The organism is Citrobacter europaeus, from assembly GCF_037482245.1.
Taxonomy (GTDB): Bacteria; Pseudomonadota; Gammaproteobacteria; order Enterobacterales; family Enterobacteriaceae; genus Citrobacter; species Citrobacter europaeus.
The window spans coordinates 2,269,610-2,291,970 of record NZ_CP148084.1 but is presented as its reverse complement, the minus strand read 5'-3'; the positions used below and the strand labels follow the sequence as shown (position 1 = coordinate 2,291,970).

The 22,361-nt window shown below is 51.4% G+C and carries 24 protein-coding genes and 1 other annotated feature; of the genes, 8 read left to right on the top strand and 16 right to left on the bottom strand.

Annotation, left to right across the window (positions count from 1 at the left end; genetic code table 11):
* Nucleotides 1-44: 44 nt before the first annotated feature.
* The 13 genes from WHR59_RS10785 to thrS form a co-directional block, all read right to left on the bottom strand.
* The gene (locus tag WHR59_RS10785; RefSeq protein WP_047411698.1) at nt 45-758 is read right to left on the bottom strand and encodes an EAL domain-containing protein; all 714 of its coding nucleotides are present in this window, start codon (nt 756-758) and stop codon (nt 45-47) included.
* Between the two features lie 318 nt (nt 759-1,076).
* Complete coding sequence (locus tag WHR59_RS10780; protein ID WP_003832591.1) at nt 1,077-1,541, bottom strand: NlpC/P60 family protein; 465 nt, start codon at nt 1,539-1,541, stop codon at nt 1,077-1,079.
* A 77-nt stretch (nt 1,542-1,618) separates the two neighbouring features.
* Nucleotides 1,619-2,368 carry a vitamin B12 ABC transporter ATP-binding protein BtuD gene (gene btuD / locus WHR59_RS10775; RefSeq protein ID WP_087050646.1) on the bottom strand — a complete coding sequence of 250 codons (750 nt, stop codon included), beginning with the start codon at nt 2,366-2,368 and terminating at the stop codon, nt 1,619-1,621.
* Nucleotides 2,368-2,919 carry a glutathione peroxidase gene (locus WHR59_RS10770; RefSeq protein ID WP_075146064.1) on the bottom strand — a complete coding sequence of 184 codons (552 nt, stop codon included), beginning with the start codon at nt 2,917-2,919 and terminating at the stop codon, nt 2,368-2,370. Before WHR59_RS10770 ends, btuD begins: the two co-directional genes overlap by 1 nt.
* 60 nt (nt 2,920-2,979) lie before the next feature.
* On the bottom strand, nt 2,980-3,960 hold the full coding sequence (btuC, locus tag WHR59_RS10765; RefSeq protein ID WP_043016594.1) for a vitamin B12 ABC transporter permease BtuC: 981 nt from the start codon (nt 3,958-3,960) through the stop codon (nt 2,980-2,982).
* Nucleotides 3,961-4,081: 121 nt separating this feature from the next.
* Complete coding sequence (gene ihfA, locus WHR59_RS10760; RefSeq protein ID WP_003030571.1) at nt 4,082-4,381, bottom strand: integration host factor subunit alpha; 300 nt, start codon at nt 4,379-4,381, stop codon at nt 4,082-4,084.
* Nucleotides 4,382-4,385: 4 nt separating this feature from the next.
* The gene (pheT, locus tag WHR59_RS10755; protein ID WP_213732873.1) at nt 4,386-6,773 is read right to left on the bottom strand and encodes a phenylalanine--tRNA ligase subunit beta; all 2,388 of its coding nucleotides are present in this window, start codon (nt 6,771-6,773) and stop codon (nt 4,386-4,388) included.
* 15 nt (nt 6,774-6,788) lie between these two features.
* On the bottom strand, nt 6,789-7,772 hold the full coding sequence (gene pheS, locus WHR59_RS10750; protein WP_043016596.1) for a phenylalanine--tRNA ligase subunit alpha: 984 nt from the start codon (nt 7,770-7,772) through the stop codon (nt 6,789-6,791).
* A gap of 124 nt (nt 7,773-7,896) precedes the next feature.
* Nucleotides 7,897-8,021: a sequence feature (Phe leader region), on the bottom strand.
* On the bottom strand, nt 7,972-8,016 hold the full coding sequence (gene pheM / locus WHR59_RS10745) for a pheST operon leader peptide PheM (protein WP_001386830.1): 45 nt from the start codon (nt 8,014-8,016) through the stop codon (nt 7,972-7,974). It overlaps the preceding feature by 45 nt.
* Before the next feature lie 123 nt (nt 8,022-8,144).
* Nucleotides 8,145-8,501, bottom strand: coding sequence for a 50S ribosomal protein L20 (gene rplT, locus WHR59_RS10740; RefSeq protein WP_003030578.1), 357 nt, complete (start codon nt 8,499-8,501; stop codon nt 8,145-8,147).
* Nucleotides 8,502-8,556: 55 nt separating this feature from the next.
* Complete coding sequence (gene rpmI, locus WHR59_RS10735) at nt 8,557-8,754, bottom strand: 50S ribosomal protein L35 (protein ID WP_003030583.1); 198 nt, start codon at nt 8,752-8,754, stop codon at nt 8,557-8,559.
* Between the two features lie 96 nt (nt 8,755-8,850).
* The gene (gene infC, locus WHR59_RS10730; protein ID WP_048997935.1) at nt 8,851-9,393 is read right to left on the bottom strand and encodes a translation initiation factor IF-3; all 543 of its coding nucleotides are present in this window, start codon (nt 9,391-9,393) and stop codon (nt 8,851-8,853) included.
* A gap of 3 nt (nt 9,394-9,396) precedes the next feature.
* The gene (thrS, locus tag WHR59_RS10725; RefSeq protein WP_003832572.1) at nt 9,397-11,325 is read right to left on the bottom strand and encodes a threonine--tRNA ligase; all 1,929 of its coding nucleotides are present in this window, start codon (nt 11,323-11,325) and stop codon (nt 9,397-9,399) included.
* A 304-nt stretch (nt 11,326-11,629) separates the two neighbouring features.
* Here thrS and yniD point away from each other — a divergent pair, with 304 nt between their 5' ends.
* Nucleotides 11,630-11,737 carry a small membrane protein YniD gene (yniD, locus tag WHR59_RS10720; RefSeq protein WP_003030590.1) on the top strand — a complete coding sequence of 36 codons (108 nt, stop codon included), beginning with the start codon at nt 11,630-11,632 and terminating at the stop codon, nt 11,735-11,737.
* Nucleotides 11,738-11,903: 166 nt separating this feature from the next.
* On the opposite strand, the gene WHR59_RS10715 is transcribed toward yniD, so the two are convergent.
* Nucleotides 11,904-12,662, bottom strand: coding sequence for a DUF481 domain-containing protein (locus WHR59_RS10715; RefSeq protein ID WP_003030592.1), 759 nt, complete (start codon nt 12,660-12,662; stop codon nt 11,904-11,906).
* Nucleotides 12,663-12,949: 287 nt separating this feature from the next.
* On the opposite strand from WHR59_RS10715, the gene pfkB reads away from it, so the two are divergent.
* Nucleotides 12,950-13,879, top strand: coding sequence for a 6-phosphofructokinase II (gene pfkB / locus WHR59_RS10710; RefSeq protein ID WP_043016597.1), 930 nt, complete (start codon nt 12,950-12,952; stop codon nt 13,877-13,879).
* A 270-nt stretch (nt 13,880-14,149) separates the two neighbouring features.
* Nucleotides 14,150-15,010: a fructosamine kinase family protein gene (locus WHR59_RS10705; protein ID WP_043016598.1), complete on the top strand. Its 861-nt coding sequence runs from the start codon at nt 14,150-14,152 to the stop codon at nt 15,008-15,010.
* Between the two features lie 53 nt (nt 15,011-15,063).
* Here the strand turns inward: WHR59_RS10705 and WHR59_RS10700 are convergent, their stop codons facing one another.
* The gene (locus WHR59_RS10700; protein ID WP_043016599.1) at nt 15,064-15,600 is read right to left on the bottom strand and encodes a YniB family protein; all 537 of its coding nucleotides are present in this window, start codon (nt 15,598-15,600) and stop codon (nt 15,064-15,066) included.
* Nucleotides 15,601-15,767: 167 nt separating this feature from the next.
* Here WHR59_RS10700 and hxpB point away from each other — a divergent pair, with 167 nt between their 5' ends.
* From hxpB to tcyP, 4 genes are all read left to right on the top strand, one after another.
* Nucleotides 15,768-16,436: a hexitol phosphatase HxpB gene (gene hxpB, locus WHR59_RS10695; RefSeq protein WP_043016600.1), complete on the top strand. Its 669-nt coding sequence runs from the start codon at nt 15,768-15,770 to the stop codon at nt 16,434-16,436.
* Nucleotides 16,437-16,583: 147 nt separating this feature from the next.
* Complete coding sequence (gene kduD, locus WHR59_RS10690) at nt 16,584-17,345, top strand: 2-dehydro-3-deoxy-D-gluconate 5-dehydrogenase KduD (protein ID WP_080626306.1); 762 nt, start codon at nt 16,584-16,586, stop codon at nt 17,343-17,345.
* Between the two features lie 83 nt (nt 17,346-17,428).
* Nucleotides 17,429-18,028, top strand: coding sequence for a metal-dependent hydrolase (locus WHR59_RS10685; protein ID WP_087050648.1), 600 nt, complete (start codon nt 17,429-17,431; stop codon nt 18,026-18,028).
* 135 nt (nt 18,029-18,163) lie between these two features.
* Nucleotides 18,164-19,555 (top strand): cystine/sulfocysteine:cation symporter, encoded by a 1,392-nt coding sequence (tcyP, locus tag WHR59_RS10680; protein WP_043016601.1) that lies wholly within the window; start codon nt 18,164-18,166, stop codon nt 19,553-19,555.
* A gap of 63 nt (nt 19,556-19,618) precedes the next feature.
* Here the strand turns inward: tcyP and cedA are convergent, their stop codons facing one another.
* On the bottom strand, nt 19,619-19,861 hold the full coding sequence (gene cedA, locus WHR59_RS10675; protein WP_131348455.1) for a cell division activator CedA: 243 nt from the start codon (nt 19,859-19,861) through the stop codon (nt 19,619-19,621).
* Between the two features lie 213 nt (nt 19,862-20,074).
* On the opposite strand from cedA, the gene katE reads away from it, so the two are divergent.
* Nucleotides 20,075-22,333: a catalase HPII gene (katE, locus tag WHR59_RS10670; RefSeq protein ID WP_087050649.1), complete on the top strand. Its 2,259-nt coding sequence runs from the start codon at nt 20,075-20,077 to the stop codon at nt 22,331-22,333.
* The last annotated feature ends 28 nt before the right edge of the window (nt 22,334-22,361 follow it).

Below are 22,361 nucleotides of genomic sequence, written 5' to 3'. Positions count from 1 at the left end.
GTGTAGACTGTTAAAAGCCTGTTAAACACCAGCAAATAAAAGGGTTATATTCTGGATAACGAAATTATCTGTGCCGGTGGCACGGCGGGCCACAGCGCGCCCTGTATGGCGCTGAATCCCAAAGGCAGTACGCGCGCTAACATCTCTGGCGTATCGATACCGCTAATGATGATTGACTCACTGCTGGGAGATAACTGTGCCAGAATAGCCCGCATAAACGGCTCAAACGAAATATGTGTAATCCTTTGTTGAACAAAGTTTTTATCTAACACAACGCGTTTGAACAGCCCATCAAAAATTGCCCGGGTGGATATACCGCCAGCACCATAGTTTGTCAGAACTAATGGAAATCTCGCCGCCAGCGCGGCCAGCGTTGGATTCTCTTTTCCATTATTTAACTCTGGATAGTTTTCATTAATAGCCAGTTCCAGAAATGAAAATCGTTCAACTTGTGAAGCAAATTTAGCATCTGATAATAAAGTATTAGCAATTGCCGGCGTTAAATTAATCCAGGCCAGGACATTTCGCTGAATAAAAAAATGTTGGCACGTTTCGATTAATTCAAGCTTTTCGGTAAATAAGCGACATTGCTCTTCATCCGACATCCGAGGTAGGACCAGCTCGGTGGGTATACGCACATCCCCATCCGCGCTGGCGAAACTGGTGATGATATCGACGTATTCAAGATCGCCTTTTTCGCTTCTCGCAGGCAAAAAAGAAAACTCTGAATGGTAAAGAGTATCCAGTGAAACAATCATCGCGCCAGCCCCTCTGCATAGGTGTTATCCGGCATCCTGTAGCAAAGGATGGAGAAATACGTTATTGCTGATGCAAGTAGAGGCCCTTTCATTTTTCCCTTTATAGCCAGTAAATCGAATCCTTTTTTTTAGCTTATCCTGATTATAAGCGAATATCCAGCTTTGCACTTTTTAATATCTCGGGATAAATCATATTTTTAGCAAGATACGCTCTTACTGTTCAGGGGTATAGTCCGGCTGATGGTAGAATTAAAAAGTGACTTTCAAATGGAAATGCCGAGGCCGCACAGTCCTGGGCGGCCTTGTGACTAATGAGGATTAAATACGTCGCGCCTGCCAAAAGTTTTTACGCCAGTAAACGTTGTCCAGGGACGAGCGCATCACTCCGCGGCTGGTGGAGGCATGAATAAATTGATTATTGGTATCGTAAATTCCGACATGCAGACCACTTTCTCCAGACCCGGTTTTAAAGAAAACCAGATCGCCGGGCAGCAAATCGTCTTTATCAATTTCGGTACCAATCTTTGATTGCGTGCGCGTATCACGCGGGAGTTGCAGATCGAATTTATCGCGCATTGTCATCAAAACAAATCCAGAACAATCCACCCCGCTACGGCTCATGCCGCCATAACGATAGGGTGTGCCATGCCAGGTTTGTAGCTGGTCATTAAGACCGGCGATAACCGCGATAGAATCCGACAATCGGGCATTTGGCGCAGGAGCACGATGGCTGCTGCAGCCCGCCAAAAACAATGCTGTGATGAAAAGAAGCCAAAAGCGCATTCAGGACGAATCCTCTGAATTATATTTTTATGCCAATTTAGCGTGGAAATTATATGATTTTCAAGAACCCATTTAACTTAAGTGGTTGATATGAGCATTCTGTGGCCTTCAATATCCAAACGACGGAAGTTCACGCCATAAGCCGCAGACAGATTGGCGGGCGTGAGTACCGCATCACGAGCGCCGCTGGCAAGCAACTTCCCACGTTTGAGGAGCCAGGCCTTATGCGCATGACGTAAGGTGTGATTAAGGTCATGGCTGCTCATGACAATCGCTATGCCCTGCAGACACAGCTGACTCAACAAGCGGTCCAGCGCGTTTTGTTGCGCCACGTCCAGGCTGTTCATCGGCTCATCCAGCAGTAAAAGTTGGCCGAATGGATTCGCTTGCGGGCTAATCTGCAGGATAACCGCAGCCAGACGCACGCGCTGCCACTCACCGCCGGAGAGCTGATTCACGCTGCGCCCCAGCTTATCCCCAAGCCCAAGCGCATCAGCGATTTCCTGTAACAGATCGGTGCGCGCTTTGTCTGGCTGATGCAGCGTCAGAAAATGCCAGACCGGCATCGCAAACGGCGGGTTTTGCTGTTGCGCCAGATAGGCGCGGTATTGCGCCAGCTTTGCTGACGGCCATTCGTCCAGCGGCATATCACCAAAGATGATGCTGCCCTCACCGGTCGTCAGCCCCGCCATTCGTGCCAACAGCGTGCTCTTTCCAGCACCGTTAGGCCCCACTAAATGCAGGATCTCTCCGGCTTTTATCTCACCAGAAAGCGGGCCGAGACGGGTCGATTCCGCTACGTCCTGTAGCTGCATCAATCGAGACATTAGTTCGCCAGCGCCTTCTTGATAGATTGCACCAGAATGGGATCCTCAGGCGTCATATCGGGTGAGAATCGTTGCAATACCTGACCATCTCGCCCCACTAAAAACTTCTCGAAATTCCATAGAATATCGTCCGGATAGAGCGGTGCCCGACCTTTACTCGCCATACGCTCATAGAACCCACTATCCGCAGGCGCAGTGGCCGTTGGCGCGGCATCAATCAGCTTCTGATACAGCGGATGGCGTCCCTCGCCGTTAACGTCAATTTTGCTGAACATTGGGAAGGTAACCCCCCAGGTGGTACTGCAATACGTTTTTATTTCCTCTTCGCTGCCCGGCTCCTGACCCAGAAACTGGTTACAAGGGAACCCAAGGACAGTAAAACCCTGTTGATGCCAGGCTTTCTGCAGATTCTCCAGTTGCTCGTATTGCGGCGTCAGTCCACATTTTGAGGCCACGTTGACGATTAACAGCACATTTCCGGAATACGGCTGCAGTGAGGTAGCCTCACCGTCGATGGTCGTCACTTCTGTATCGAGAATAGTGTTTTGCATAGCATCTCCAGAACAACAGGTGAATTTTCAGTTTTTAATCATAGACCGAACCAACGCGTTCTAGCGCGCGGCTTTTAACAATAGCCAGATAAATACCGGTGCGCCCATGGTGGCCGTCACCACGCCGATTGGCAGCTCAGCCGAGGCCAGCACCAGACGCGCGACAACATCAGCAAACAGTAGTACGATTGCACCAGCCAACGCGCAGCCCGGCAGCAACACGCGGTGATCGGTTAAGCCGCACAGCCGCAGAATATGTGGGATCACCAGCCCGATAAAGCCAATCGCTCCGGCCAGAGCCACGCTTACGCCAACCATCCAGCCAGTGGCGACCACCAGCAGGTTGCGCCAGAACCACAGGGGCAGTCCCAGCTGACGTGCGGAAGTCTCCCCCAACGCCAGCATATTCATCGGCTGCGACTGACAGCAGATCCACACCAGCACCGGAATCAACGCCACCATGAGCCAGGCCTGATGCCAGTCTACGCCACCAAAGCCCCCCATCATCCAGTACATCAGCTGTCGCAAATCAAAAGACGTGGAGAAGTAGATGGCCCATGTCATCAACGCGCTACAGATAATCCCCAGCGCTACTCCCGCCAACAACAGGCGGCTGGTAGACAAATGACGTCGGGCAAAACGTAGCAGAATAAGCGTGATAATCAGCGCCCCAGCGATAGCGCATAAACCCAACGCCCAGCCGGGGAGTTGCCCCTGCCCCAGCAGCACCGCTGCGATAAGCCCGACTCCCGCGCCGTTAGACACGCCCAATAATCCAGGCTCTGCGAGCGGGTTTTCAAATAGAGCTTGCATCACGGCTCCTGATAAGGCCAACGCAGCGCCTACCAGCAAAACGGCAAGAGTACGGGGAAGTCGAATTTGCCAGACGAACAGATCGCCGCGGGCGCTGAACCAGTCGCCGGGGGCGATCCACTGTTCTCCTGCGCACAAGCTTAGAATCGTTGCCAGTAGCATCAGTACTGACAGTGACAGTATCCAGCGCACGTTTCGTCGCTGCTGTTGATGGGCGAAAGTCAGCATGTTTTCCATTCTGCTGAAAAGAGATGGAGGTGATTCTACGGTGCTGATTCAGTAGTGAAAAGGAAAAAGGCCGCATAGCGGCCTTTTTAGTTATACGCGTCATACTCTGCGTATCGTTAAATCACTCTTCTTTGGGCGTTGCGTTTTCGACCCGGCTTTTTAACTTCTGTCCGGGTCTGAAGGTCACCACGCGCCGTGCTGTAATGGGAATATCTTCGCCCGTTTTCGGGTTACGTCCCGGACGTTGATTCTTATCACGCAGATCGAAGTTACCAAAACCAGAGAGTTTTACCTGCTCACCATTTTCCAGAGCACGACGGATCTCTTCGAAAAACAGCTCGACCAGTTCTTTGGCATCCCGCTTGCTAAGCCCAAGCTTATCAAACAGATATTCTGACATTTCAGCTTTTGTAAGCGCCATAGGTTCAATCCCTCAATGATGCCTGGAATCGCTCTTTTAATGCCTCTACACATTTGGCGACGGTAGCGGCAATCTCCTCTTCTTCAAGTGTACGGCTGGTATCCTGAAGGATCAGGCTGATAGCGAGGCTCTTATAACCCTCCGCAACACCCTTACCGCGGTACACGTCAAATAAGTTTACGCCAACTACCTGATTTACGCCAACTTTCTTACACTCGGATAAAATATCCGCAGCGGGAACGTTTTCTGCCACAACGACCGCGATATCGCGACGGTTCGCCGGGAAGCGAGAAACTTCACGCGCCTGAGGCACCACGCGGTCTGCGAGCTTGTTCCACTCCAGTTCAAACACCAGAGTGCGACCGTTCAGATCCAGTTTACGTTCCAGTTCAGGATGAACAACCCCAATGAAACCAATGCGTTCACCTTTCAGATAAATCGCCGCAGACTGCCCCGGATGCAGCGCTGGGTTCGCTTCAGCGTTGAACTGAATGTCCGCCAGTTTGCCGGTCAGGTCGAGAACCGCTTCCAGATCGCCTTTCAGATCATAGAAATCAACGGTCTCTTTTGCCAGGTTCCAGTGTTCATCATGACGGTTGCCGCAGATCACACCCGCCAGCATCAGATCCTGACGGATCCCGAGGTTGGCCTGCGTATCCGGAACGAAACGTAAACCCGTTTCGAAAATACGCACGCGGTTCTGCTGACGGTTCTGGTTGTACACTACCGTAGACAGCAAGCCAGTCCACAGGGACAAACGCATTGCCGACATATCAATAGAGATTGGGCTTGGCAGCAGCAGCGCTTCTTCACCCGGATGCAGCAGCGACTGGACTTTCGGGTCGACAAAGCTGTAGGTAATGACTTCCTGGTAGCCTTTGTCATTCAGCATGGTTTTTACGCGTTTCAGCGACAAATCCGCTTCACGATGCGTACCCATGATAAGACCCGCCTGAATTGGCGTGTTCGGGATATTGTCATAACCGTATACGCGGGCGACCTCTTCTACCAGGTCTTCTTCGATTTCCATATCGAAACGCCAGCTCGGCGCTACCGCTTTCCACTCATCCTGCCCTTCCGTCACGTCACATCCCAGACGACGCAGAATGTCGCTCACCTGCTCATCCGCAATATGGTGTCCGATCAGACGATCCAGTTTGCTACGGCGAAGCGTAATGGTTGCGCGTTTTGGCAGCGTAGCTTCGTTCGTCACATCAATGATTGGACCCGCTTCGCCGCCGCAGATATCAATCAGCAGGCGTGTCGCGCGTTCCATGGCTTTATGCTGCAGAGCCGGGTCAACACCACGCTCATAGCGGTGAGATGCATCGGTGTGCAGGCCGTGACGACGTGCGCGACCAGTAATAGACAGCGGGCTAAAGAATGCGCATTCCAGCAGGACGTTTTGCGTTTCATCATTCACACCGGAGTGTTCGCCACCAAAGATGCCGCCCATCGCCAGCGCTTTGTTATGGTCCGCAATCACCAGCGTATCCGCATTCAGCTTCGCTTCGCTGCCGTCCAGCAATACCAGGGTCTCCCCCTCTTTTGCCATACGGACAACAATCCCGCCTTCAATGCGGTCTTTGTCGAAGGCGTGCATCGGCTGGCCCAGTTCGAGCAGCACATAGTTAGTCACGTCAACCACGGCATCGATAGAGCGGATACCGCAACGACGCAGTTTTTCTTTCATCCACAACGGGGTTGGCGCTTTAACGTTGATACCTTTTACCACGCGCCCCAGGTAGCGTGGGCAGGCTTCCACCGCTTCGACCTGAATCGGCAGGACGTCGCTAATGGTTGCGGCCACAGGCGCCATTTCTGGCTCAACCAGCGGGGCTTTGTTCAGTACAGCAACGTCACGTGCCACACCGATAATGCCTAAGCAGTCGGCGCGGTTCGGCGTAACGCTGATTTCGATAGTGTTGTCGTCAAGCTTCAGGTATTCACGGATATCGGTGCCAATTGGCGCATCGGCTGGCAGTTCGATAATACCGTTATGATCGTCGGAAATACCCAGCTCGGAAAACGAGCACAGCATGCCTTCAGACGGCTCACCGCGCAGTTTAGCGGCTTTGATTTTGAAATCGCCCGGCAGAACGGCACCCACGGTTGCCACGGCCACTTTCAGGCCCTGACGGCAGTTTGGCGCACCGCAGACGATATCCAGCAGGCGGTCGCCGCCGACATTCACTTTGGTAACGCGTAGTTTGTCAGCGTTCGGGTGCTGAGCGCACTCAACCACTTCGCCCACCACAACGCCATTGAACGCGCCGGAAACGGGATCCACACCGTCAACTTCCAGACCCGCCATCGTGATTTGGTTTGACAGCGCATCGCTATCAATTGCCGGGTTTACCCATTCGCGTAACCACAGTTCACTGAATTTCATTGTTTTATCCTGCCTTTATTTAAACTGTTTGAGGAAACGCAGATCGTTTTCGAAGAAAGAACGCAGATCGGTAACGCCGTAACGCAGCATGGTCAGACGCTCCATACCCATACCGAATGCAAAGCCAGAGTAGATTTCCGGATCGATGCCGACGTTACGCAGCACGTTCGGGTGAACCATCCCGCAACCCAGCACTTCCAGCCATTTACCATTTTTGCCCATCACGTCCACTTCCGCAGAAGGTTCGGTGAACGGGAAGTAGGACGGACGGAAACGAACCTGCAGGTCTTCTTCAAAGAAGTTGCGCAGGAAATCGTGCAGCGTGCCTTTCAGGTTGGTGAAGTTGATGTTGGTATCAACAATCAGCCCTTCCATCTGATGGAACATTGGGGTGTGCGTCTGATCGTAATCGTTACGATATACACGGCCCGGAGCGATAATACGGATCGGCGGTTGTTTTTCCTTCATGGTGCGGATTTGCACGCCTGAAGTCTGTGTACGCAGCAGACGCGTCGCGTCAAACCAGAAAGTGTCGTGGTCAGCGCGCGCCGGGTGATGGCCAGGAATATTCAGCGCATCGAAGTTATGATAGTCATCTTCGATTTCTGGACCCGTCGCCACGGTAAAGCCCAGCTCACCGAAGAAACTTTCAATCCTGTCGATAGTACGCGTTACCGGATGCAGACCGCCGTTTTCGATACGACGCCCAGGCAAAGAGATATCGATCGTTTCTTCAGCCAGACGGGCATTCAGCGCGGCATTTTCTAATTCGGCTTTACGCGCGTTCAGTGCCTGCTGAACCTGCTCTTTGGCAACGTTTATCACCGCACCTGCAGCCGGGCGCTCTTCTGCCGGCAGTTCGCGCAGGGTAGTCATCTGAAGGGTCAGGTGCCCTTTCTTGCCCAAATATTCGACGCGGACATTGTCTAACGCGGCAACATCTGAAGCCTGGTTAATGGCGGCCGTTGCACTGGCAACCAGCTCTGCGAGATGTGACATGGTTTTCCTCGTTATGTTGCGATATTCACTAGTCGCTCGTCTATACGCCAAACCATTCAAGTTGTATCAACGCGGCAAAAGAGCAAATGCAGCCAATACAGAGACAACTTGAAGGATGACGCGTATAAAAAAAGCCTCCACCAGGGAGGCTTTTAGGCGCTGTTTTCCGTTTCTTCTTTCACGCGCAAGCCTCCTGAGTTCAGGTGCTAAAGTAAAAGAAGAAGCGGAAAATAGCAGCATTCATGCTTGCGTTACCTTGTGTGGTAAAAAAAACCGGACAACCGTTATTGAAAAGGCTTACGGATAAATTGTCAACTAATTGATTGCGCTACAAATAAAAGAGAGGGAGCCAGGCTCCCTCTTTTCACCGGCTTATGCCAGAGCTGCTTTCGCTTTTTCGACCAGAGCGGTGAACGCTACTTTGTCGAATACTGCGATGTCAGCCAGGATCTTACGGTCGATTTCAACAGAGGCTTTTTTCAGGCCGTTGATGAATTTGCTGTAAGAAATACCGTTCTGACGTGCTGCTGCGTTGATACGCGCAATCCACAGTTGACGGAACTGACGCTTTTTCTGACGACGGTCACGATAAGCGTACTGACCAGCTTTGATAACAGCCTGGAAGGCAACGCGGTATACGCGAGAACGCGCACCGTAGTAGCCTTTAGCTTGTTTCAAAATTTTCTTGTGACGTGCACGGGCAACTACACCACGTTTTACGCGAGCCATATGTGCTCTCCTGTATCTATATTCTTAGTAAAAAAATGAATTAAACGTTAACGGCTTATGCGTACGGCAGGCACGCGATAACCAGACCCAGATCGCCTTTAGACACGAGGCCTTTTGGACGCAGGTGACGTTTACGCTTAGTAGATTTTTTGGTCAGAATATGACGCAGGTTTGCGTGCTTACGCTTAAATCCACCACCACCGGTTTTTTTGAAGCGCTTAGCAGCACCGCGTACGGTCTTAATTTTTGGCATTTTAATAACTTCCACTTCGCATTGTTAATAAACGAAACGTAGGCGAACAACGGCTGTGGAACCCGCAGGCTCCACAGACATTGCTACTTGAAGGCCTTACTGTTTCTTCTTAGGAGCGAGCACCATGATCATCTGGCGGCCTTCGATCTTCGTAGGGAAGGATTCGACTACTGCCAGTTCACTCAGATCGTCACGGACGCGGTTGAGCACTTCCATACCGATCTGTTGGTGGGCCATCTCACGGCCGCGAAAACGCAGCGTGATCTTAGCCTTATCGCCATCTTCCAGAAAGCGTACCAGGCTGCGGAGTTTTACCTGGTAATCGCCATCGTCGGTACCAGGACGGAATTTAATTTCCTTAACCTGGATAACTTTTTGCTTTTTCTTCTGTTCCTTAGAAGACTTACTCTTTTCATAAAGGAACTTGCCGTAGTCCATAATACGACAAACTGGCGGTTCGGCGTTAGGGCTGATTTCAACTAAATCTACTCCAGCTTCTTCAGCTTTTTCGATCGCTTCTCTCAGACTCACAATACCCAAAGCTTCGCCTTCCAGACCTGTTAAGCGAACTTCCAGGGCGCGAATCTCGCCATTGATACGATTCGGACGTGCCGTTTGAACTCGTTTTCCGCCTTTAATACCTTATTCCTCCAGTTGTTGAAGACTGCGGCTGCGAATCTCTTGTTGCAGCTTCTCAATCACTTCATTTACGTCCAGGCTGCCCAAGTCTTTGCCACGACGGGTGCGCACGGCAACTTTGCCTGCTTCTACCTCTTTGTCGCCACAGACCAACATGTAAGGGACACGACGTAAAGTGTGCTCGCGGATTTTAAAGCCAATCTTCTCATTTCTCAAGTCTGCTTTTACACGAATACCCGCATTTTGTAGTTTCTGCGTTAATTCGTTAACGTATTCAGACTGAGAATCGGTGATGTTCATGACAACAACCTGAACCGGCGCAAGCCAGGTCGGGAAGAAGCCAGCGAACTCTTCGGTCAGGATACCGATGAAACGTTCCATCGACCCAAGAATTGCGCGGTGAATCATAACCGGCACCTGACGCTCGTTATTTTCGCCAACATAAGAGGCGCTTAAACGGGACGGCAGGGAGAAGTCCAGCTGTACAGTACCGCACTGCCATGCACGATCGAGGCAGTCATACAGGGTAAATTCAATTTTCGGACCGTAGAATGCGCCCTCACCCAGTTGGAACTCAAACGGGATGTTGTTTTCTTCCAGCGCAACGGCCAGGTCAGCTTCAGCACGGTCCCACATTTCATCGCTGCCGATACGTTTTTCGGGGCGAGTGGACAGTTTGACGACGATTTTCTCGAAGCCAAAGGTGCTGTACATATCGTAGACCATACGAATGCAAGCGTTAACTTCATCACGGATCTGCTCTTCTGTACAGAAGATATGCGCATCATCCTGAGTGAAGCCACGAACACGCATCAGGCCATGCAGCGCGCCTGACGGCTCATTACGGTGGCAGCTACCAAACTCTGCCATACGCAACGGCAGATCGCGATAGGATTTCAGACCCTGATTGAAGATCTGCACGTGGCCTGGGCAGTTCATGGGCTTAATGCAGTATTCACGGTTCTCAGAGGAGGTCGTGAACATTGCATCTTTGTAGTTATCCCAGTGACCTGTTTTTTCCCACAGCACGCGGTCCATCATGAACGGACCTTTAACTTCCTGATACTGGTATTCTTTCAGTTTTGAGCGAACAAAGACTTCCAGTTCACGGAAGATAGTCCAGCCATCGTTATGCCAGAACACCATACCCGGCGCTTCTTCCTGCATGTGATACAGGTCAAGCTGCTTGCCGATTTTACGGTGGTCGCGTTTGGCCGCTTCTTCCAGACGTTGCAGATAGGCATTCAGGGCTTTTTTATCTGCCCATGCAGTACCATAAATACGCTGCAGCATCTTGTTATTGCTGTCGCCACGCCAGTATGCCCCAGCGGTCTTCATCAGTTTGAAGTGATGGCAGAAACGCATGTTCGGCACGTGCGGGCCACGGCACATATCGACATATTCTTCATGATGGTACAAGCCAGGCTTGTCATCATGGGCGATGTTTTCATCAAGAATAGAGACTTTATAGGTCTCGCCACGCTTCACGAAGGTTTCACGCGCTTCGTACCAGCTGACTTTCTTCTTAATGACATCGTAGTTTTTCTCAGCGAGCTCGTGCATCCGCTTCTCGAGCGCGTCGACGTCTTCCTGGGTTAACGTACGGTCAAGATCGATATCGTAGTAAAAACCGTTATCAACAACCGGTCCGATCGCCATTTTGGTGTGCGGCCAGAGTTGTTTGATCGCGTGCCCTAACAGGTGCGCACAGGAGTGACGAATGATCTCCAGACCTTCTTCATCCTTCGCGGTGATGATGGAGAGCTTCGCATCATGCTCAATCAGATCGGAAGCATCTACCAGCTCACCGTCAACACGGCCAGCAATAGTGGCTTTCGCCAGACCTGGACCGATGTCCAGCGCAACATCCATGGGGCTTACAGCGTGGTCGTAATGGCGTTGGCTGCCATCAGGAAGAGTAATAACAGGCATGTTATATCCTTATTTGCAGTGGTGACCCACACGTAAGATCACATACAAAGATTCAATATTTAAAATTATCAAAAAGGTGTGGGCTGATTCCCGCTTCACTCTGCGAAATATGTCACTGATTGCCTCAATGGCTACACTGGACCTACACCCGCTTTTTGATAACACCGTTTCACAGTGTACACGGCATTTCGAGCCGATCAAAGCAACAATCAACGCGTACTCTATGATGTAAATCAATTCACTGACACCCTGACGTCTTTGTTACACTTGCAGAAAGTCATCTAATCTGAGCAGGAAAAGAACAATGCCAACAAATCGCTTTGCAAAGAAACACTGGAAGATGGTGGTGATCCTACTCGTTATTTGTGCGGCAATGCTAATGCTACGTTGGGCAGCGATGATCTGGGGTTAAAATACTGGCGCGCTGTTCCGGTTCGGATGTATTTATCAATTAAATCGAATTTGTCTGAAAAATAGCGCGTTATTGATAAGTACTAAAAATAAAACACAGATTAACTATTAAATAACCTTAACTTTAATAGATAAAAGCCGGGCCAATTATTTGACCCGGTTTGTCATTACATCCGGTAGCCGAGTGAAACAGTAGTACGACGATCGGTATGTTCCGGCGCTGTTGCCGGTGGTTCAGAGTTCCAGGTGACGTTGTAAGCCACCTTTAACCCAAAGTGTTCGTTGATGGCAACGTTCAAGGCCGTTTCAGAGTTGAGCGTTGTATCGTCAGCACCGAATACCGACACGCCTTGCGTAAATTTAGTATTGTCAGTCATTTGCCACGCATAGGCCCCGGACGCATAGCCCAACGGCTGCGTTTCGGTGGTGCCATCCGTATGCTCGTCGTAGCGCACGCCAGGACCGAATTCAAAACGGAAGCTATGTACTGGTCCGTTAAGGAACTGGCGACCATAACCGGCGGTCAGCACGTCACGCTCGCGATAGCCGTTGTAACGGTCGGTCAACCAGCTTGCCTGCCCAAAGAGGTAGTCATAGTCGGTCATGTTGTAACGACTACGACCACCTACGGCATATTTCTCTGATGAACGCTCATCATTTGAGGAGGTATTGCTGGCATTTCCCCACAGAGACCACGCCGTGGTTTCACCGTACCAGGTCATGGTGGTGTCTGCGGTTAAAGAAGAACTTTTTGTGTTGCCTGACTGGGCGAGATATCCCGCGTTCAGGTTACCTTCAAAGGGTTTTTTCGCGCTGGAAGGGTCATCCATGACAGTAAAAACGGAATCATCGGCGGCAGCATGCATTGACGCAAGCAGGCCACCCGTCAGCAGTAATGCTGCGGGCACTGTCTTCAAAAGCTTCATTTATTAAGAGTCCGTACAACAAAAAAAGAGACCATTACGGTCTCGGAAACTTTCATATGGATCAATGACAAAAGACCCTTGAAAGGTAACAAATTATAAAAAGACTCGAATAACATAGCAATAAATTCTTATTTCATTTTTTGAATAAGAGCGTTCCTAAACCGTTTTTTTATTTATATATCTTTGACGCAAATGTTTTAAATAAAGATATTAAAAATCATGTTGTTAATTACTTCACTTTCGCGAGGTTAAGTGCCAGACTGAGGACAGCCTAACAGGAGGTAAAGATGGTACGTATCTATACGTTAACACTTGCGCCCTCTCTCGATAGCGCAACAATCACTCCGCAAATCTACCCGGAAGGTAAACTTCGCTGTACCTCGCCGGTTTTTGAACCCGGCGGCGGCGGCATCAACGTCGCTCGCGCAATTGCCCATCTTGGCGGAACCGCGACGGCTATCTTCCCTGCGGGAGGCGCTACCGGAGAGCATCTTGTCGCTCTGCTCGCCGACGAAAATGTTCCCGTATCCACCGTCGAAGCCAAAGACTGGACCCGACAAAATCTCCATGTGCACGTTGAGTCCAGCGGCGAACAGTATCGCTTCGTCATGCCAGGTGCTGCGCTGACCGATGACGAGTTCTACCAACTTCAGGATCAGGTGCTGGAAATAGAGTCTGGCGCGCTGCTGGTTATTAGTGGCAGTTTGCCGCCTGGCGTACAGCTTGAGAAGCTGACCCGTCTCGTTACCACAGCACAAAAACAAGGGATTCGCTGTATTGTCGATAGTTCTGGTGAAGCGCTGGCGGCGGCGTTGGCTATCGGCAATATCGAACTGGTCAAACCTAACCTCAAAGAACTGAGCGCACTGGTCAACCGCGAACTGACACAACCCGATGATGTGCGCAAAGCCGCGCAGGAAATCGTGCAAAGCGGAAAAGCCCATCGCGTTGTGGTCTCGCTTGGGCCGCAAGGGGCACTGGGCGTTGATCGCGACACCTGCGTTCAGGTGGTTCCGCCACCGGTGAAAAGTCAAAGTACCGTAGGCGCGGGCGACAGTATGGTCGGCGCCATGACGCTTAAACTCGCTGAGAACGTACCTTTTGAAGATATTGTCCGCTACGGTGTAGCAGCAGGTAGCGCCGCTACCCTGAATCAGGGTACGCGTCTGTGCGCCTTAGACGATACGCAAAAAATATATTCGTATCTTACTCAGTAATGACACCTTCCCCCTTGTGTTGATTCAGGGGGATTTGCCCGTAAAACTGTCGGCATGGGTGTTATACGTCTATGATAAAAAATCACGTGATTACAAAGAAGTGAATCATGTGCAACAGGACGTCTTCACATCGATGCGAGGTGAAGAAGAACGACAAACATTAAGTGCCTTTCCAGCGATGACGCGTCAGTGGTGTGCGTCAGTTCGTGTTTTTTAACCGCATTCTTGCGCTAACCTTATGATCTGGCAGACAACATGGGGAGAGACATCATGTGGCAGGCTATCAGTCGTCTTTTAAGCGAGCAACTAGGTGAAGGCGAAATCGAACTGCGTAACGAACTGCCCGGCGGAGAGATCCACGCCGCATGGCATTTACGCTATGCGGGGCGCGATTTTTTCGTCAAATGCGATGAAAGAGAGCTGTTAACCGGCTTTACGGCGGAAGCCGATCAGTTGGAGCTACTTTCTCGCAGTCAAACCGTATCTGTACCGAAAGTCTGGGCGGTAGGCGCAGACAGAGATTACAGCTTTCTGGTGATGGATTTCCTCCCTCCCCGTCCGCTTGATGCGCACAATGCTTTTATCCTCGGCCAACAGCTGGCGCATTTGCATGAATGGAGCGATCAGCCGCAGTTTGGGCTCGACTTCGATAATGCGCTCTCTACCACACCCCAGCCCAACACCTGGCAACGTCGCTGGTCAACCTTTTTTGCCGAGCAGCGTATTGGCTGGCAGTTGGAACTCGCCGCTGAAAAAGGCATTGCGTTTGGCAATATAGACGCCATTGTTGAGCATGTTCAGCAGCGTCTATCTTCCCATCAACCGCAGCCGTCTCTTCTGCACGGTGATTTGTGGTCCGGGAACTGCGCTCTCGGTCCAAACGGTCCGTACATCTTTGACCCTGCCTGCTACTGGGGGGACAGAGAGTGTGACCTGGCCATGCTGCCGTTGCATACCGACCAGCCGCCGCAAATCTATGACGGCTATCAGTCTGTTTCGCCGCTACCATTAGATTTTCTCGACAGGCAGCCTGTCTACCAGCTCTATACGCTGCTGAATCGGGCAATTTTGTTCGGGGGACAGCATCTGGTGGTCGCGCAGAAAGCGCTGGACAGGTTACTGGCGGCTTAGCCTGCTTATCAGGCCTGGCGTTTCACAACGCGGCAGGCCTGATAGACCTGCACTTACAAAAAGCCCAGCAATGAAAAGAAGAAGTAGCCGATCACGATAACAATCACCGGCAAAATATAGAGTGGGAATATTTGCAAAAAAATCGTATGGTGCGGAACCACGATACGCGACTCAAGTTGCGCGCGCGATAAACCTTCACTGCCTTTTGCCTGTTCCAGAATCAACTGGTCCTCAACGCCCTCGCGTAAAAAACGCGCCTGACGACTCATTCTGGCACCGGAGTCCTGCAACGCCAGACCGATAAAAATCAGAATGAAAATCAGCCAAAAGACGAGATTCAGTCCACTTTGAAAATCGGGCGTCGGCGAGTTATACCAAAACACGTTAAGAAAAGGTGTGTTCACCCGCATCATGTCGATCATCACATGGGCAAAATCGAGCATGACTGCGTTAATTCCTTCCTGCTTTTCGCTGTGCGCATACATAAACTTCAGTACTGAAACCAGCGTTGAAATCAGCGCGGGAATGAAAACCACCCATCCCACCAGCCTTTTCAAGATGGCAATGCGTCCAGCTTGTTGATACGTCATGAGTTCCCCTTGATTAAGACGTGTCATTTTGGCCTAAGTTTACCCGTTGATTACCGTTTTCGCCTGATCTTTAAAGGCGGTATACTGCCGAATTAGCCATAATGAACGCTCAGAGCCCGTTCTGGCTGGCTCTTAATCCCTTTTATCACCGTACAGGAGAGGTTGTGATGTCAACCCCGCGTCAGATTCTTGCTGCAATTTTCGATATGGATGGATTACTGGTCGATTCTGAACCGCTTTGGGATCAGGCTGAACTGGATGTGATAGCAAGTTTAGGCGTTGATATCTCCCGCCGCCATGAACTTCCCGATACCCTTGGTTTACGCATCGACATGGTGGTTGATTTGTGGTTTGCGCAGCAACCATGGAATGGTCCCTCACGTCAGGAAGTTACCGAGCGCATCATTACCCGGGCAATTGCGTTAGTAGAAGAAACAAAGCCGTTGCTGCCGGGCGTGCGTGAAGCCGTGGCGTTGTGCAAATCTCAGGGAATCAAAGTAGGACTGGCATCCGCCTCGCCGCTGCATATGCTGGAAAAAGTGCTGACCATGTTTGAGCTGCGCAGCAGCTTCGACGCACTGGCTTCTGCGGAAAAACTGCCCTACAGCAAACCGCACCCACAGGTTTATCTCGATTGCGCGGCGCTACTGGGTATCGATCCTTTAAACTGCGTAGCACTGGAAGACTCGGTAAACGGTATGATTGCTTCGAAAGCCGCCCGTATGCGTTCCGTCGTGGTGCCGGCGCATGAAAATCAGGACGATCCTCGCTTCGTTCTTGCCGACGTCAAACTGACCTCGCTCACCGAACTCACCGCCGCTCACCTGCGCGGCTAATCCTGTGACGGGCAATGTTCGGATTGCCCGCCTTCCCTGCTTTTTATTTTTTAAAACACCGTTTCATTTTCAATTGTATTTCTGTTTAACCTCTCCTATCCTTGCCCTACAGAGCAAGCGTTAATGGCATATATAGTTGAGGTAAACATGATTCAGGAAGCTTTTCGTCTCGAGGGTAAAATCGCTATCGTCACAGGATGTGATACCGGCCTTGGGCAAGGTATGGCAGCGGCGCTGGCGGAAGCGGGCTGCGATATCGTCGGCGTGAATCGTAAAATACCGCATGAAACCGCAGAGATAATTAACGGCCTTGGTCGGCGCTTTATGGCCATTCAGGCCGACCTCAGCCAACAGGATGCGCTCACCAACATTGTGACACAAGCGGTGGCGGCGTTTGGCCGGGTCGATATTCTGGTTAACAATGCGGGAACCATCCGTCGCCAGGATGCGCTGGACTTCAGCGAAAAGGATTGGGATGACGTGATGAACCTCAATCTTAAATCCGTTTTCTTTCTGTCACAGGCCGTGGCGCGCCAGTTTCTGGCTCAGGGCAACGGCGGAAAAATCATTAACATTGCCTCAATGCTCTCTTTTCAGGGCGGTATCCGCGTACCTTCCTATACCGCATCAAAAAGCGGCGTGCTGGGTATCACCCGCCTGCTGGCCAATGAATGGGCGCCCCAGGGGATTAATGTTAATGCCATCGCTCCCGGCTATATGGCGACCAATAACACACAACAGTTGCGCGAAGACAGTGAGCGTAATCAGGAGATTGTCGATCGTATTCCCGCCGGACGCTGGGGCACGCCAGATGACCTGAAAGGCCCAGTCGTTTTCCTCGCCAGTCCTGCCTCTGACTATATACATGGCTATACGCTGGCCGTGGATGGCGGTTGGCTGGCGCGGTAAAGGCGCACTTGTGACAAAGGGTTACAACGTCACCTCTTCCGCCTACTGTATAAAACCCCTATACTGTATGAATCGACAGTTTATTGGGTTTTATCATGACGGCGGAAGGTCACCTTCTTTTTTCTATTGCCTGTGCGGTATTTGCCAAGAATGCCGAGCTAACGCCCGTTCTTGCGCAGGGTGACTGGTGGCATATTGTTCCTTCAGCCATTTTAACGTGCTTGCTGCCGGATATCGATCATCCCAAATCCCTGCTGGGGCAGCGTCTGAAGTGGATATCAAAACCCATTGCCCGGGCATTTGGTCATCGCGGGTTTACGCATAGCCTGCTGGCAGTCTTTGCCCTGCTGGCCACGTTTTACCTGAAAGTCCCGGACACGTGGATAATACCGGCAGATGCCTTACAAGGTATGGTTCTTGGTTATCTCAGCCATATACTGGCCGATATGCTAACCCCGGCGGGCGTTCCTCTGCTTTGGCCATGCCGCTGGCGTTTTCGTCTGCCGATCCTCGTGCCGCAGAAAGGTAATCAACTGGAGCGGTTTCTGTGCATGGCGCTGTTCGCGTGGGCAATCTGGATGCCGCAGACCGTACAAGAGAACAGTGCGGTGCGCTGGTCATCACAGATGATAAATACGCTGCAAATGCAGTTTAATCGTTTTATAACGCACCAGGTTGACTAATTAATCAGCCAAAAAGTCATTTTTGGCATAAACAATTCCATTTGAATATAAGAGGCAAGTCACAGTTCTGCTAATCTTGCGCCAACAGAATCACCTTTAAACGGTGATACGCATAATAAGATCAGGAGAACGGGGATGAACTTTCCATTAATCGCGAACATTATCGTGTTCGTAGTGCTGCTGTTGCTGCTGGCGCAAGCCCGTCACAAACAGTGGAGTCTGGCAAAAAAAGTACTGGTCGGTCTGGTCATGGGTGTCGTGTTTGGCCTCGCCCTGCACACCATTTATGGCTCCGACAGCCAGGTTCTTAAAGATTCCGTACAGTGGTTCAACATTGTCGGCAACGGTTATGTCCAACTGCTGCAGATGATTGTCATGCCGCTGGTGTTTGCGTCTATTCTCAGCGCCGTCGCACGTCTGCACAACGCCTCTCAGTTAGGTAAAATCAGCTTCCTGACCATCGGCACCCTGCTGTTTACCACGCTGATTGCCGCGCTGGTAGGGGTTCTGGTGACCAACCTGTTCGGCCTGACCGCCGAAGGTCTGGTTCAAGGTGGCGCCGAAACTGCACGCCTGAATGCGATTGAAACCAACTACGTTGGCAAAGTGGCTGACCTCAGCGTTCCGCAACTGGTGTTATCCTTTATCCCGAAAAACCCGTTTGCCGACCTGACTGGTGCTAACCCGACGTCGATTATCAGCGTGGTTATCTTCGCTGCATTCCTGGGTGTTGCCGCGCTGAAGCTGCTGAAAGATGATGCACCAAAAGGCGAGCGCGTTCTGGTCGCTATCGATACCCTGCAAAGCTGGGTGATGAAGCTGGTTCGTCTGGTGATGCAATTGACTCCGTACGGCGTTCTGGCGCTGATGACCAAAGTGGTTGCAGGCTCCAACCTGCAGGACATCATCAAGCTGGGTAGCTTTGTCGTGGCCTCTTATCTCGGTCTGGGCATCATGTTCGTGGTTCACGGGATCCTGCTGGGTATTAACGGCGTTAGCCCGCTGAAATACTTCCGTAAGGTGTGGCCGGTACTGACTTTCGCCTTCACCAGCCGTTCCAGCGCAGCCTCAATTCCGTTGAACGTTGAAGCGCAAACCCGTCGTCTGGGCGTGCCTGAATCTATCGCCTCTTTCGCCGCCTCTTTTGGCGCCACGATTGGCCAGAACGGTTGTGCGGGCCTGTACCCGGCAATGCTGGCAGTAATGGTCGCGCCGACCGTCGGAATCAACCCGCTGGACCCAATGTGGATTGCCACGCTGGTCGGTATCGTGACCGTGAGTTCCGCAGGCGTTGCGGGTGTCGGTGGCGGAGCAACGTTTGCCGCGCTGATCGTCCTGCCTGCTATGGGTCTGCCGGTCACGCTGGTTGCGCTGCTGATCTCCGTTGAACCGCTGATCGATATGGGTCGTACCGCGCTGAACGTAAGCGGGTCTATGACTGCCGGTACGCTGACCAGTCAATGGCTGAAGCAGACCGATAAAACGATTCTGGACAGCGACGATAACGCCGAACTGGCGCATCGCTAAGCCGGTTAGTTGAAAAACAAAAAACCGCCGGAGTGTCATGCTCCGGCGGTTTTTTTATATCCATTAATCGCTCAGTTCATTTTCCTGACGAACCTGATTAGCCCAGCGTTGCGCTGATTCCGGGACCGTAAATGCAGGCGAACGTTGAAACGCCTCCCCCATTAAGACAAAAGCGACATATTTTCCGCGCAGTATCCATACGTCACGAAACGCATCCATTTTAACCGCATGCTCTGGTGGGGCTGGCTCCACGCGAGGAACATAGCTGATAACCGGACGATTTTGTTGGCGAAGAGGTTTCATAATCAGTTGCTTCACTAAAGACAAATTCTAAAAATCAGAAAACTGCTATCTTAGCCGATTTTGCCTCCTGACGTCCTGCCTTGCGTGCGCTGTTTGCCTGGTTCATCGCGCTTTACACCATCGGTCTGTTCCTGCGCCACTGAGTGAGTGGTCTATAGTTAAAGCTTTTGACGGCAACAACGACCCTTTAAGCGATGAAAGCAGGAGAAGAGTTTAATGTCACAGAATGATAAGCACCCACTCCATCACTCAGCGCCGGTTCATGATGCCAGCGAATCCCAGCCAGGACTTGACTCACTGGCGCCAGCAGACGGTTCACATCGGCCAGCGCCTGAACCCACGCCACCAGGCATGCAGCCCACTACGTCCGGCAGCTTAAAAGCGCCTGACGTCACAAGTGACAAACTCAACGCGCTGGAGAGTTTTCGCAAAGGAAGCGAGGATTTTGCCCTGACCACCAATCAGGGCGTGCGCATTGCGGATGATCAAAACTCTCTGCGCGCCGGAAACCGTGGGCCCACCCTGCTGGAAGACTTCATCCTGCGGGAAAAAATCACCCACTTTGATCACGAACGCATCCCTGAGCGGATCGTACATGCCCGAGGTTCTGCCGCTCACGGTTACTTTCAGCCCTATGCCAGCCTCAGCGCAACGACGAAAGCGGACTTTCTGAGTGATGAAAATAAAATCACACCGGTTTTTGTGCGTTTTTCTACGGTTCAGGGCGGCGCAGGCTCCGCGGATACAGTCAGAGATATTCGGGGGTTTGCGACCAAGTTTTACACTGAAGAGGGCATTTTCGATCTGGTGGGAAACAACACACCTGTTTTCTTTATTCAGGATGCCCATAAATTCCCGGATTTCGTCCATGCGGTTAAACCGGAGCCGCATTGGGCAATCCCACAGGGCCAAAGCGCGCATGATACCTTTTGGGATTATGTCTCATTACAGCCGGAAACGTTGCACAACGTCATGTGGGCAATGTCCGACCGGGGTATCCCACGCAGCTATCGCATGATGGAAGGCTTTGGCATCCACACATTCCGGTTAATCAATGCGCAAGGGAAAGCCACCTTTGTCCGATTCCACTGGAAACCGCTGGCAGGCAAAGCGTCGCTGGTATGGGATGAAGCGCAAAAACTTACCGGTCGGGATCCCGATTTTCATCGTCGCGATCTGTGGGAAGCTATCGAAGCGGGCGATTATCCGGAATATGAACTGGGGCTACAGTTGATTCCCGAAGAAGACGAATTTAAGTTCGATTTTGACCTGCTCGATCCGACCAAGCTGATCCCGGAAGAGCTGGTTCCGGTGCAACGCGTCGGTAAAATGGTGCTGAACCGCAATCCGGATAATTTCTTTGCTGAAAATGAGCAAGTCGCGTTTCATCCCGGACACATCGTCCCCGGCATCGACTTTACCAACGATCCCCTGCTACAGGGCCGCTTGTTCTCCTATACCGATACCCAAATCAGTCGCCTTGGCGGGCCAAACTTCCATGAAATCCCGATCAATCGCCCAACCTGTCCGTACCATAATTTCCAGCGTGACGGCATGCATCGTATGGACATCGATACCAATCCTGCCAACTATGAACCGAACTCTATCAATGATAACTGGCCGCGCGAAACGCCGCCGGGACCAAAACGCGGTGGATTCGAGTCGTATCAGGAACGTATTGAAGGAAACAAAATCCGCGAACGCAGCCCCTCTTTTGGCGAATACTATGCGCAGCCTCGCCTGTTCTGGCTAAGTCAGACGCCAATTGAACAGCAGCATATTATCGGTGGATTCAGTTTTGAACTCAGTAAAGTTACGCGCCCCTATATTCGTGAAAGAGTGGTCGAACAGTTAGCTCATATTGATACGGCCCTCGCCAAAGCGGTTGCCGATAATCTCGGTTTTGAGCTAACCAAGGAACAGACCAACATTGCGCCGCCGCCCAACGTCAACGGTTTGAAAAATGCACCGTCACTCAGTTTATATGCGGGTTCGCAGGGAGAGATTAAGGGCCGTGTGGTCGCCATCCTACTGAATGACCAGGTGAAATCGAGCGACCTGCTCGCCATCATGCAAGCCCTACAGGCTAAAGGCGTACATGCCAAATTGCTCTATTCCCGAATGGGTAATGTGGTTGCCGATGATGGTTCTGCCCTGACGATCGCCGGTACTTTTGCGGGTTCGCCATCCCTGACGGTCGATGCGGTTATCGTTCCGTGTGGCAATCTCGCGGATATCGTTACGAACGGTGATGCCCGATATTACTTACTCGAAGCGTATAAACACTTAAAACCTATCGCCCTGGCTGGCGATGCTCGTCAGTTTAAAGCAACGTTGAATATCAAAAATGATGGAGAGGAAGGCGTGGTTGAAGCGGACAGTGCAAACGCACAGTTTATGGATACCCTGCTGACGCTGATGACCGCGCACCGCGTCTGGTCACGCGCCGGAAAAATAGACACGATTCCTGCCTAAAAAATGCGGCGCATTAAGCGCCGCAAAC

Coding starts and splice junctions, on each gene's coding strand:
- WHR59_RS10785 (WP_047411698.1), bottom strand. CDS start 758: ATGATTGTTTCACTGGATACTCTTTACCATTCAGAGTTTTCTTTTTTG.
- WHR59_RS10780 (WP_003832591.1), bottom strand. CDS start 1,541: ATGCGCTTTTGGCTTCTTTTCATCACAGCATTGTTTTTGGCGGGCTGC.
- btuD (WP_087050646.1), bottom strand. CDS start 2,368: ATGTCTCGATTGATGCAGCTACAGGACGTAGCGGAATCGACCCGTCTC.
- WHR59_RS10770 (WP_075146064.1), bottom strand. CDS start 2,919: ATGCAAAACACTATTCTCGATACAGAAGTGACGACCATCGACGGTGAG.
- btuC (WP_043016594.1), bottom strand. CDS start 3,960: ATGCTGACTTTCGCCCATCAACAGCAGCGACGAAACGTGCGCTGGATA.
- ihfA (WP_003030571.1), bottom strand. CDS start 4,381: ATGGCGCTTACAAAAGCTGAAATGTCAGAATATCTGTTTGATAAGCTT.
- pheT (WP_213732873.1), bottom strand. CDS start 6,773: ATGAAATTCAGTGAACTGTGGTTACGCGAATGGGTAAACCCGGCAATT.
- pheS (WP_043016596.1), bottom strand. CDS start 7,772: ATGTCACATCTCGCAGAGCTGGTTGCCAGTGCAACGGCCGCCATTAAC.
- rplT (WP_003030578.1), bottom strand. CDS start 8,501: ATGGCTCGCGTAAAACGTGGTGTAGTTGCCCGTGCACGTCACAAGAAA.
- rpmI (WP_003030583.1), bottom strand. CDS start 8,754: ATGCCAAAAATTAAGACCGTACGCGGTGCTGCTAAGCGCTTCAAAAAA.
- thrS (WP_003832572.1), bottom strand. CDS start 11,325: ATGCCTGTTATTACTCTTCCTGATGGCAGCCAACGCCATTACGACCAC.
- yniD (WP_003030590.1), top strand. CDS start 11,630: ATGCCAACAAATCGCTTTGCAAAGAAACACTGGAAGATGGTGGTGATC.
- WHR59_RS10715 (WP_003030592.1), bottom strand. CDS start 12,662: ATGAAGCTTTTGAAGACAGTGCCCGCAGCATTACTGCTGACGGGTGGC.
- pfkB (WP_043016597.1), top strand. CDS start 12,950: ATGGTACGTATCTATACGTTAACACTTGCGCCCTCTCTCGATAGCGCA.
- WHR59_RS10705 (WP_043016598.1), top strand. CDS start 14,150: ATGTGGCAGGCTATCAGTCGTCTTTTAAGCGAGCAACTAGGTGAAGGC.
- WHR59_RS10700 (WP_043016599.1), bottom strand. CDS start 15,600: ATGACGTATCAACAAGCTGGACGCATTGCCATCTTGAAAAGGCTGGTG.
- hxpB (WP_043016600.1), top strand. CDS start 15,768: ATGTCAACCCCGCGTCAGATTCTTGCTGCAATTTTCGATATGGATGGA.
- kduD (WP_080626306.1), top strand. CDS start 16,584: ATGATTCAGGAAGCTTTTCGTCTCGAGGGTAAAATCGCTATCGTCACA.
- tcyP (WP_043016601.1), top strand. CDS start 18,164: ATGAACTTTCCATTAATCGCGAACATTATCGTGTTCGTAGTGCTGCTG.
- katE (WP_087050649.1), top strand. CDS start 20,075: ATGTCACAGAATGATAAGCACCCACTCCATCACTCAGCGCCGGTTCAT.